Origin of the sequence: Ferrimonas kyonanensis DSM 18153, from assembly GCF_000425405.1 — a bacterium.
Lineage (GTDB): Bacteria > Pseudomonadota > Gammaproteobacteria > Enterobacterales > Shewanellaceae > Ferrimonas > Ferrimonas kyonanensis.
Map to the genome: position 1 here is coordinate 27392 of NZ_KE384371.1, position 11727 is coordinate 39118.

The window sequence follows — 11727 nt, forward strand, 5'->3', positions numbered from 1 at the left end:
ATTTACTGGCTATTGAACACGTTACCGAATGACTGACGCCTTGAATCAGCTCAAAGTCAACCTATTAGGCCGGCTGCTTGGGCATAAAGATCTGTATTTAGCAAAAACATCTTTATCAACACGCTCTAATGGACTGACTATTCACAGTGAGTCCATTATCGGCACCACTTCCTTCGCCACTTTAAGAAAGAGTTGGCTTGGTAGCGAAATAGCCCTTTACTCAAGAAAACGAACAACCACGTTCAAGTTCCTCAAGAACGATGACGCTGAGGCTTTCGTTCACAATCTGAATGTCGCTATTGCTAAGCAGATTGCGCTTTACCTGACTAAAGTATTGGGCGAGTTTAATGTTTACGTCGTGAAACACTACCCTAGAGATAGCTGGATTGAACAGATCGCCTCTCTGTGTAAAGACTTACATGATGTATATACTCCCCAAGCGGCTCTATGGGCGAAGTACCTTGATACACCTGCCTTCAACAAGGTGAAGGAAATTGCTGGTTTCCACCCTGTCACACCAGATAAACTCAGAAACGCCCACGAGGCGTATCAGTTAAAGCAACGCCAGGCATTCTTCGATAAAGTTGAATCCAACCCACTTACCCTTGAACAGCGCCTCGGTGTGCTTCGCTCTAACGACCGCAATATGGTTCTGGCTGCCGCAGGAACCGGTAAGACTTCTGTGATGGTAGCTAAGGCGTTAGACCTGATAGATAGAGGTCTCGCAAAGCCATCGGAAATTCTAATTTTAGCGTATAACCGAGCAGCCGCAGAAGAGTTGAAGGAACGTCTCACTGAAAAAGCAAACAAAGGCAACATCGCACTGGAGTCTTCCCCGCAGATCTCTACCTTTCACGCTTTAGGAAGGCAGCTCCTGCGCGAGGCTGGCATCCCAACTCATATGAGTGTCTTCACCGAGGATGATTATCGACTTGAGCAGTGGGTGACACAGTGGATTCATGGCTATATTGCTGTCGATCCGAGCCGCGTGTATGACCTTATTGAACTGAGCTCTCCCCCGGTCGATCCTTTCAACTTCAAAACTCAAGCCGAGTACGAGCGGTACCTGCGCGACAACGATTTTCGCACCCTCAATAATGAGCGTGTCAAAGGCTATCAAGAGCTGCTGATTGCAAACTTCTTATACCTAAATCAGATCGCGTACGAATACGAACCCGCATACGTCAGCAAACGACGTATTGATGTGGGGTTTGATTATAAGCCCGACTTCTTTATCACCGAGCAAGAGATCTATCTTGAGCATTTCGGGGTTGACCGGCAGGGCAACACCCGTCCCGATATCAATGCTCGACAGTACAACGAGTCCATCCGTTCAAAACGCGCTCTACACAAAGAGTGCGGCACCACTTTGATCGAGTCCTATCACTATGAGTGGAAAGAGAACACGCTGCTAACCGGCCTAAAGCAGAAATTGGAGCAACATGGTGTACGTTGTAACCCAATGCACCCGCATGATGTTTTCCAGAAACTCAACCAAGAAAAACGGCTTTCTAGCTGGAGTGGGTTGATGAAAAAGGCCCTGCAGGCAATCCGTGTTGAGCGACTATCGCAAGAGCAAATCCTGGCACGACTCATCGAATCAAAGATTCATCAAGCGACCAAGTACGCAGCGTTACTCAGTGCGCTACACGATGGCTATGTCGCTGAGCTTCAGGACCAAAATGCCATTGATTTCGATGACATGATCATCAGAGCTATCCAAGTCATCAGAGACCAAGAAGTACAGTCAACATGGAAGTACGTACTGGTGGATGAATTCCAAGACATCTCCGCAGCCCGCATGGAGTTTATCAGAGAGATCATTAGCAACGGTCCGAATCCATCACTAACCGTTGTTGGGGACGATTGGCAATCTATTTATCGCTTCTCTGGCGGTAAACTGGAACTGACAACCCGCTTTGGTGATTTGGTGGGGGCTTACACATCAACAAAGCTTCAAAAGACCTTCAGATACAATAACAGCATCGCCAACACTGCTGGTCAGTTCATCATGGAGAACCCCGAGCAATATAAAAAGCACATCGATACTCATACTAAAGTCAGTACACCCCAGGTCTATCTGCTTGATGATGGACGGGATCGCAATATTGGCTTGTACAAGCGAGTCGAGGAAGTTGTTCGCAAGATTAGGGCAAACGACTCTAAAGGCGTCATTGCCGTGATTGCTCGCTACAACTATCTGCTTAAAGACACCAAAGCGATGCTCTGGAAAGCAGAACTGAAAGACAATATCGAATTTTGGAGTTTCCACAAATCAAAAGGGCTAGAGGCCGATTACTGTGTATTAATCGGCTTTTTTCAGGGAAAAAGCGGCTTCCCTAATGAAAACCGCGATGAAGCCATCGTTGAAGCGTTGCTGCCTTCGTTAGATCAGTTTCCACACTCCGAAGAGCGTCGCCTGATGTACGTGGGTATCACACGCGCCAAAAAGAAGTCATACATCATCGCGGACCCAACATCACCTTCTGAATTTATTACTGAATTGCTAGCTCCTAAATATGAGCTAAACATTGCTTCCAACTCATTTCAGGAAAAGTATCAAAAGACCTTTAAATGCCCTCACTGTACAGACGGATTTTTGCGTCGAGTTAACGGCAAGTATGAGGATTTTTACACCTGTAGCACTGGCCATGGATGCAGGGTCGGTAAGGCACGCGTATGTCCGAAGTGTGGCTCGCCGTCAGTAGATACCCGCAAAGCGTCCATCTGTAATAACAGTGCCTGTGGGGCTTCAATCAAACTCTGTCCGATATGCGGCCGTCCAATGAAACTGAAAGAAGGCCCCTATAGCAAATTCTGGGGATGCTCTGGCTACGGCATTAAAGATGATCGGTGTGATCACAAAGAAAAGATTGTCGCGCCGGCGAAGATGCAGGCCGAATCAATGCCTCTGTAGGAGAGAAGTAAAGTCTCATGTCGGACAGTTTTACAGTTCCCGCTCACATGGCCTAAGAGCTGGGCCTTCCCAAAATAAAGTATCATACTCAACAGCCTCCTCTGTCCCCACGAAGCCCGATTTCGAGTAATAGAGAGTCATACTGTAGCCAGTTGACCATTGAGGGCTTCAGCACTGTAAATTCTATTAGCGATTTGCAGATTGATCTGAAGCCCTCATTTCAGAGGAGGTGTTGCTCCGGCTGCTCAGCAGCCAAGGATAGAAGCGCAGTTCTGGGCGTCTGGCAGCAAAAACTAAACGGCGCTCTCAAAGGCAAAAACACGAGCCGCCTTGTCTTGTTGATCGCGTCGGATCTTGGAAGTGGAGCCATAGCAAAAAGGCCCTGACGAGGGCCTCTTGTGATTAGTGTGCTGCAATCGCCCGATAGACTGTTGGGTCATCCTGGATGGTAGCCAGCACCTTAGCTGCTAGGCCCGTAGGGTTACGGCGCTTTCGCTCCCAGCTCTTGATTGTGTCTACACTAGTGCCCAGCGCATCAGCAAATTCTTGTTGTGAGGCACCCAGATATGTGCGAATAGCTTTTACGTCTGCAACATCATAACGGGTTACACGAGCCGCCTCTTGTCGGCCCTGCTTGATTTCAACTGCTTCCTCGAGGGAGGCTTTCAACTCGTTAAAGATACTCATCTTAGTTCTCGCCTTTCAGTAGCTTGGTAACTTTCTTAAGGTCATTCTTTTCTTTCTTGGTGAGGCTGTCTTTCTCACCTTTTGCGTACGCCAACACCAGGTAGATTACTTCTGATGTTGCCAGGAAATAGATAACTCGCGCTCCGCCACTTTTACCCTCATCACCCATTGCCATGCGTACCTTACGGAGGCCACCGGTGCCTTCGATGATTTTACCTTTTTCTGGCTGAGCAATGAGATCAACCTGTAACTCTTTTAACTCATCATCAGTTGCGATCTCTTTGATCTTTTTCTCAAAGATTTTCGTCTCGATGAACTCAATAGCATGATTCACTCAACGCGTTTCCCTGCTTCATCATCTTAGGTGTACATGGTACACCTTGTCAACACTGCGAACAACACTGGATTATACACTCCCCTATACCCCCGCTTATAGATGTGAGGTACGTCACTTTGGTTCCGCATTTAAAATTTCGCAGGCAACTGAATCATGCTTATCCTGATGCTGCCGCCGCTGAGGTGCAACGCAGTAATCATTTCCAAATTGAACACATCCCGCTGCCCTAGTTTTTAGAAAAAGATATGCACTGACCTTATAAGCGCTATACCCTGACGATGACGCTTACGGTGGCCCAGGTGCAGCAAGGCGGCAGCTCCCCACTGTTTAACGACAATGGGGTCTCCGTAATCGTTGGCAGCCGCAACGCCCTTAATCAGCAATGAAAGAAGCCGGGTTTAATACCCGACTTCTTTGTGTCGGCAGGAGCTGTTGGGCTCCTGCCTGACAAGTATGAACCTTTATTACTCGGTATGAGACTTTATTCCTCACCTACAGTCCCACCAACCATCGGTAGGGCTGTGGTTCTGTCCTAAAACTGCAGCGTAAAGGTCTCGGAAACCTGGTCGCCAGAGTCATCCATAGCGGTAGCCATCACCTGGATGTCATCCTCAGGCAGGGACATGGAGATCGCCCGGGAGGTGTTCCCTATCCTCTCACCGTTGATGTGCCACTCGTAAGCCACCATCTTGCCATCTGGATCCGTGCAGCGATACTCCAGCGTCAAATTGCTGGAGCGGCGCTCCCTCAAGGTACAGACAGGCTTGATGTTTGGGATCACCTCCACCTGGTGTGCTTCCGTATGCTGTTGGCCGAACTCGGTGGTCACCGTCACCTCGATGGTGTGGGTGCCAACCGACAGTTCATTAAACAACTGGCGGTATTGATCACCCTCGACAGCCTCACCGTTCAGGCGCCAGGCGTAGCTGCTTACCCGATCCTCATCGTGGCCCGGTACCGCGCTCACGCGCATCAGCACGTCCAGAGGCGCTCGCTTGAACTGGTTGGTGTAGCTCGGGCTCACCACCATCATCAATGGCTCCGGCTCCAACAGCTCGACAAACTGCGTGATCACGCGGGAATTACCCCGATTGTCGCTGTAGGTCAACTGCACTTCGTGGATGCCGGCCTCATTCATGGTCAGGTAGGCCACGTTCGGTTCGGCCTCGATCTTGGAAGCAGCGCTGGACCGCCAGGTACTGCTGAACTCTACCCCAGGGGCATAGAGCCGCGGCTTTCGCAGATAGGCAATGACCCGCGTCGGGGCATAAGAGAGGTCGTTGCGGATCTCAATGGTTGGGGGCACGAACTGGTACTGCCACACTTCCATCTCTACGGATCTCACGATCTCGGTGTGCTCGCGCAGGCCATCGATCCAGGCCACCCGCTCCACCACCATCTCGTTGTCGACAACCAGCGAATCGGTGATTGTGATGACGGTGTCCAGGTCTTCAATTTCTCGACCGTCAGATAGGCGCCAGAAGCCACGCAGACGCGGCTCATACCCTTGGTATGGAGGCTGAACCGTGGCGCTCAACTCCAAATCGGTATCCAGCTCTGCCTTGGAGGGCAGCGCCATTCTCACGTACGGGGCCTTGTAACGATGCCAGCGGGTCTTGGCGTAGCTTCGGCGCCAAGAATTGTCTGCCTCTACGGTTACCGCAAGGCCGTCGTACTTGGCCCGGCCAAAGATGTACTGCTGGGCCGGGTCATAGGGCACGGTTAACTCGCGACCGCCATCGACCCAGGTTACCCCACGATCCAGTGACCACTGGTACTGGCTGCGTTCATCCAGCAGCTGGTGCTCGTCTTCAATTCTGAATGTGATGGCCTCACCTTGAAATTTCGGCGCCACCTGCTGTATCAGCAGCTCAGGCGCATCATAGGCCAACAACTTGACGGTCTCGGTGTAGCCCTTCACACCGCTATAGCGGTTGACGGTTTCAGCACGAACCCACGCGGTGGACTCCTCCTGCATCTGCACCACCATTCGGCTTCGATCTTCGTATCTCTCAACCCCCTGCCAAGTGCCGCCCTCATCATAACTGATCTCCCAGTTCACTCCGCCCAACACTCGAGCATCGGCCCTGGTGCTAGCATCAAACCCGATCCGAGCAGAAAATGGCACCTGTCCGGTGACGGTGCGCGAGTCCAGAGAGCCGAGCACCTCGGAGCCTTTAAACACGCGCAAGTATCGACGATTGGAGGTCACCTGGTGTTCATACCCCTCCAGCTCCGCCTGCAGGCTGGCACTGAGCAGCAGCATGCCCCCCTCAGGTGGCAGCGCGTTGGGGTCCAACTCAAACTCAACCCTGCCGCCGGCATCGACGGGCTTAGTTTCCAGTGGCAGGTCGTTACCTTCCAAGTCCCGCGTCAGCAGAGTCACTTGCCAGTGACCCATGGTGTCGTAGTCAAAATCCCAGCTGCGCGTGCGGGAGTTGTAAATCCCCACCTGTCCTTCGACCAGAGATTTCTCGGTAGTCAGGCCATAGCTGTCCTGCACGATCATTTGCGCGCGGATCGACTGGCTTGGGACATATACAGCGGTCACGCTGGCCTCGGTGCGGATCTCCGGTGCCAGGGCGTAGTAGCTGGCTGCGGGGATGCTCTCCTGCTGCCACAGCCGCCCCTGAGCTGCTCGCATACGGTTGTTGATATCAACTTTCTTGACGTTAGGACGTTGACGCGTGCTGATCTGAGCAAACATGTCGTCTTTGCCAGTCTCTAGCACCAATTCCGCCGACAAGGCCTGCGAATAGGCTCGGGAGACATTACCACCATAGAGGGGCACCGGCAGCAGACCACCACTGATGGCCTTGGCCATATCGAAGTTCAACTCCGGCACCGTCGGCTCAAGAGGGGAAATGGTGAGGCTTTCACGCTGCAAAGGCTTTTCGGTGCCCGAGCGGTTGACGATTGTCAGACCGAACTCAAAATTGGCGTCGCCTGCTCCTTTAAGTGTGCCGGTAACACTTGGACGACGCAGGTTGGCTCGAGTCTCCATACCCTCGGGCACCTGGTGCCACTGGAGGTAGCAGCTGTAACCATTGCCCTTAGCAGCAATCTGCGCATACTCTCGCAATGGATACATGGCGCATTCGGCACCGGGCTGCTTATCCAGGGTAATATCCACTTTCTGAATCTTGCGGTAGATGCCACTGTCGGCGTTATGCACCGTCATCTGGTAGTCCACCGGCAGGTAGCTGACAGGAAACCGCTTAGTAATCCGGTTGCCGGCGCTGTCATGAGCGGTTACCGCCAACTCCACCTCTTGGTTGTTTGCCAGGTTGAGCCCAGCGTCACTCAACCGAACAAAACCGTTGCCACGCTCCCGAATGGTAAGCGGGGTGCCTCCCAGGGACACGCTTTCGATCACCACATCGTCCGCAAAGCCGTTATAGCCAGCCACAATTACATCCTCGGCGAACATCACCTGCGGGTTATCGGTAACATCACGATAGTGGTGGAAGGCCCTTACGATAGGCTCCTCTCTAAACAGACTGCGGTCCTCATAGTGACCTGAGGCGGAATTACCCATCCTGTCTTGAGTGCTGACGCGCACGTTGTAGATGCCATCAGGGAGATCTGATAAGGCGCCCTCATAAACCAACTGATCGCCGAGTTGCTCGCTTAGATGCGCTCTAACTACTTCGCTGTCTTGCAAAGAGCGATAAGGAGCCGAAATCAGTGTGCGCCCGTCAACAGTCAAAGCCGGTGAGAATCGCTTTTCATCGGTCGGACTAAACTCAAGCTCTACAAACAGGGGCTGCCACCACAAATCGCCGTCCTCGGAATGCGGGCTGGTGAGCACCACCTTGGCAGTATTGTTCCTCACCACGATTTGGCCGGCATCCAACCTGATCTCTTTCTCAGCTACGCCATTCCTTTGAGCGTGCGTGTACAGTTCATGTAACTTGGGTGGTCGATAATCCCACTGGACTAACAATACCGAGGGATTTTTAAAATGACTGTTTCTAAAATAAGAATTAATCGAATCTGCCATTACTGTGTAATGGCGCTGTCCTGAGATCTCCTCTGCTGTCGCAGACCCAAGTGCGTGTGATTGCGAAAAGTGGATTGTGCACGAATTGCCATTAGCTGCAACTTGGCAAGTTCCAATAGTAACTGGGCGGTTGTGGAGCAACCCGTTTACCACCTGAATCTTCTGAGGCCAATTTCGCTCCTCAACCTCAATCTGCACAGCCTGGACTTTTCCAAAACGCTTATGAGTTACGATTTGCTGACCTTCATGCCACTTATCATTGATCAGTGTGCTATAGGTAAGAAGTTTCGGTACTTCTGGCTGGTGACTAGTAATTACCTCTTCACCTTCGGACAATGTCACCCACTCTGCCCCAAAGGGCCCATGACTGTGAAACTTGACTGCATAGGTAATCACCGCCCCATCACTCATGGGACTAAGGTAGCCCGTTAGACTCATCTGCTCTTTTGTGATTTTGGTGAATTCACCGCTAACAGACCAATCTAGCCAACATTTTGGTCGTCCATTAACCACCCCAACAGCAGCCTCGGTCTGATTGGTGGTCACATCGCACAGGGTGGTTTCTGATGTAAGGCTGACCTTGAGCTCCTGAACATACACCGCCACCGTGTCTGGTTTGTCTACGTTAATCGACGGCTGGTGAGTCTTTACCGTGCCAGTAATCGTGAGCGACGAAGCGAAGGCAACGCTACTGCAGATTAATAACACCAACACTCCCACTAATCGATACATAACCCAATCTCCTTTTGATGGCTATCTACCACAGTTAAACACCGACCCTGAGCACAAGGTTGCAGCTTGCGACCACAAACGGAGCCGTTAGCTGCATTTTTACAACCAGGAGGGAGGTCCAGCTCTGGTAGGGAGGGCTGTTCGGGTTCCGCCAGTAGCGCCGATAGTGCCAGCTCATAGGATGGAGTTAACCCAAAAACTCGCCAGGGAGTGACGCATGTTAGTTGACATCCTCCCCGTCGTGACGGGGATTCCTCGTTAAAGGCGCTAACCCGATTGCTCGGAAAGCGGGTTCCTGTTTCACAGCCCGATGCCTCAGCCGATACTCGGCTTTGGTCTTACTCAGGCTCCGCAGGCCAACACGGCAAGCCCTGCCGCTTTAATGTTTTGGGCAGCGTTGATGTCTCTGTCGTGCTCGATTGAGCACTCAGGGCAACGCCACGACCGAACAGAAAGACTGAGATGGTCAAGGGTATGGCCACAGCACGAACAACGCTTACTGGATGGGTACCAACGGTCAATCTTCACCACTGTACGCCCCGCCCATAGGGCTTTGTATTGGAGCTGGCGACCAAGTTCGCCCCAGTTGGCGTCGGCAATATGCTTCGCCAACTTAGGGTTCTTAACCATGTTTTTCACCGTGAGATTTTCAAGGCACACAACTTGGTTCTCGTTGATGAGTGTGCGGGACGCCTTGTGGGTGGCGTCCATCCGGCAGTCGGCAATCTTGGCGTGGAGCTTGGCGACTTTCAGCTTGGCCTTGGCACGATTTGCACTACCCTTTTTCTTTTTGGACAGGCGGCGCTGCAGCAGCGCCAAACGCTGCTCATAGCGCTTGAGGTGCTGAGGGTTGCTGGATTTGAATCCATCAGAGGTGATAAACAGGTCTTTCAATCCCAAATCGATACCCACTGTTTTAGCGACAACAGGCATCGGTTTGGGTTCGAACTCACACAAGCAACTAACAAAGTAGCGACCAGAGCAGTCTTTGGAGATGGTGATTGTACTGGGGTCGCCCGGAAGCTCACGGCTCCAGCGAATCCTCAGCGGCTCTTTGCTCTTGGCCATGAACAGCTGGCCATCACGGTATTTGAACGCAGATCGGGTGAACTCCGCCGATTGGCGGTGGGTTTTCTTCTTGAACGTTGGGTGGCTTGCACGGCCCTCAAAGAAGTTCTTAAAGGCGGTTTGCTGGTGCCGAAGGCTCTGCTGCAGCGGCACGCAGGATACGTCGCTAAGCCAGTCCAACTCTGGTTCTTTCTTCATGGAAGAGAGCATGGCATTGGCTTTGGTGTACCCCACCTTCAACCCTTGGTTGCTGAAGGCGTCAGTACGCCACGCCAATATTGAGTTGTAGACAAAGCGAACACAGCCGAAAGTCCGAGCCAAGAGAGACTCTTGTTGCGGTGTTGGGATGAATCGGTATCGGTAAGCACGCTTCATAATCCTCAGAATAGGGGCGTAATTGGTAACAGGCTAACCATCTAGAGGAGGAAGCGAGGCACAGGCGACTGCTCCGCAGTCGGCCTATCCCTCCCCGCACTGAAGTACGGGGTTTCTCGCGCAAGTAAGATGAACTACCTTCTGGGCCATTTGCCCACTATGGGTTGTACGACCTGAGCATCCAGCCGGAGTCGGAGCCCGATACCAGCAATGGCTGGAAGATCAGCGTGCAAGGCCGCACGGTTAACCACAGCCGCGAACTGATAGAGAAACTGGTGCCGCTGCTACACGATAGGCAGGTGCCCTTTAAACTGGCCACGGCCAAACGCTTTGCGCTGCAAACCAGTGACAAGCCAGATTTTAAGGAACAGAGCACTAAGGCCATAACCCTATATTGCCCAAACGGCATAGAGTTTGATGTACTGTGTCAGCGAGTGCAGGAAGCACTGGCTGGCTATCAAGGCGGTGATGGCATCGACAGCCAAACCTCCTATCAACGGCACAGCCCTGGCCTGTTCATCCGTTGTGACCGGGATGCCAACGGCAACTACATTACCGCCCATTAGCAAGGAGGCACTATGAGGTACCTGACCCACGGTTTAGTCGTCGCCGCACTGGCCCTGCCAGTGCTGGCTGCACAGCCGGTGAAGCTCAGCAGTAGCGGGATCTGCCATGACTCGCAGTCCCCCTACTACCCCCGCGTAAAACACTATCAACCCTACTCCACCCTTGAACAGTGTTTGAGTGACGGAGGCCGACTGCCCAAGACCAGTCGCGGTGCGGGCGCCACAACCAATGCCGCCTCCACGCAAAAAAAACCAGGGTACCGGAGAGAGCTGTTTGGGGATGGGTGGGCCGATCAGGATGGAGACTGCCAGACTACCCGCCATGAGCTCCTGGCTGCACTCTCCACCGTACCGGTGCAGTACAAGAGTCATCGTCAGTGCAAAGTGGTGAGGGGGCGCTGGGTTAGCAGCTTCACCGGTGACATCCATGTGCAGGCCTCAGCCATGGACATTGACCATGTGGTGCCGCTGGCGTGGGCATACCACCATGGCGCTGACGCCTGGCCCTACTCTACGCGGGTTGAGTTCGGCAACGACCCCGCCAACCTGCTGCCCGTGGAGCGTTCACTGAACCGGGCTAAGGGAGCAAAGGGGCTCAACGAGTGGCTGCCGCCAACTAACGAGTGCCAGTACATAACCCGGTTTGAGCGGGTCCGGATCAGTTACGGGTTACCCCTGTCCAGTACCGAGCAGCGCCACTACGCAGCGGTCAAACGGCAGCACTGTAACCTTTAATCAGCACAGAGCTAGTCGGCAAAAAATCACAAAATCACTTAGTGATAGATCTTCACTAAGTGATTTATCGCTAATGAATCTTGATAGTAGGCCGTGTTTCCTTAAGGTCTGATGACCACTTTGGCGCCAGAAGCGGTCATTCTCATAGCGCCGTGCCCTCCAAGTTATTCCACGATGAATCACGATTGGGTGAAGACACTGGAGTTACACTTATCGAGCAATAAGGTTCGCTGAACGGCCAGCCGCCACTCAGGTACCAACATGTCTGTTCAATACGAGTTCGCCTTGAGCTTAAAGGCAATACTCT

The 11727-nt window shown here is 52.5% G+C and carries 7 protein-coding genes; 3 read left to right on the forward strand and 4 right to left on the reverse strand.

Features of this window, described 5'->3' with window-relative positions; translation table 11 throughout:
- The first annotated feature begins 28 nt into the window (after positions 1–28).
- A complete protein-coding gene (locus tag H598_RS25285) occupies positions 29–2917 on the forward strand; it encodes a UvrD-helicase domain-containing protein (protein WP_051252962.1) in 2889 nt (962 codons plus the stop codon).
- Positions 2918–3319: 402 nt separating this feature from the next.
- Here H598_RS25285 and nadS read toward each other — a convergent pair whose 3' ends face one another.
- The 4 genes from nadS to H598_RS0122335 all read right to left on the reverse strand — a co-directional run bounded on the left by nadS (position 3320) and on the right by H598_RS0122335 (position 10119).
- On the reverse strand, positions 3320–3604 hold the full coding sequence (gene nadS, locus H598_RS0122310; protein ID WP_028114992.1) for a NadS family protein: 285 nt from the start codon (positions 3602–3604) through the stop codon (positions 3320–3322).
- A 1-nt stretch (position 3605) separates the two neighbouring features.
- A complete protein-coding gene (locus H598_RS0122315; RefSeq protein ID WP_028114993.1) occupies positions 3606–3938 on the reverse strand; it encodes a type II toxin-antitoxin system RelE/ParE family toxin in 333 nt (110 codons plus the stop codon).
- 535 nt (positions 3939–4473) lie between these two features.
- Positions 4474–7350: a hypothetical protein gene (locus tag H598_RS0122325; RefSeq protein WP_156897155.1), complete on the reverse strand. Its 2877-nt coding sequence runs from the start codon at positions 7348–7350 to the stop codon at positions 4474–4476.
- A gap of 1668 nt (positions 7351–9018) precedes the next feature.
- Complete coding sequence (locus tag H598_RS0122335) at positions 9019–10119, reverse strand: RNA-guided endonuclease InsQ/TnpB family protein (RefSeq protein ID WP_028114996.1); 1101 nt, start codon at positions 10117–10119, stop codon at positions 9019–9021.
- Between the two features lie 164 nt (positions 10120–10283).
- On the opposite strand from H598_RS0122335, the gene H598_RS0122340 reads away from it, so the two are divergent.
- Entirely contained in the window at positions 10284–10685 is a 402-nt protein-coding gene (locus H598_RS0122340; protein ID WP_028114997.1) for a class III lanthionine synthetase LanKC N-terminal domain-containing protein, read from the forward strand.
- A gap of 12 nt (positions 10686–10697) precedes the next feature.
- On the forward strand, positions 10698–11420 hold the full coding sequence (locus H598_RS25290; protein ID WP_035416470.1) for an HNH endonuclease family protein: 723 nt from the start codon (positions 10698–10700) through the stop codon (positions 11418–11420).
- Positions 11421–11727: the final 307 nt, after the last annotated feature.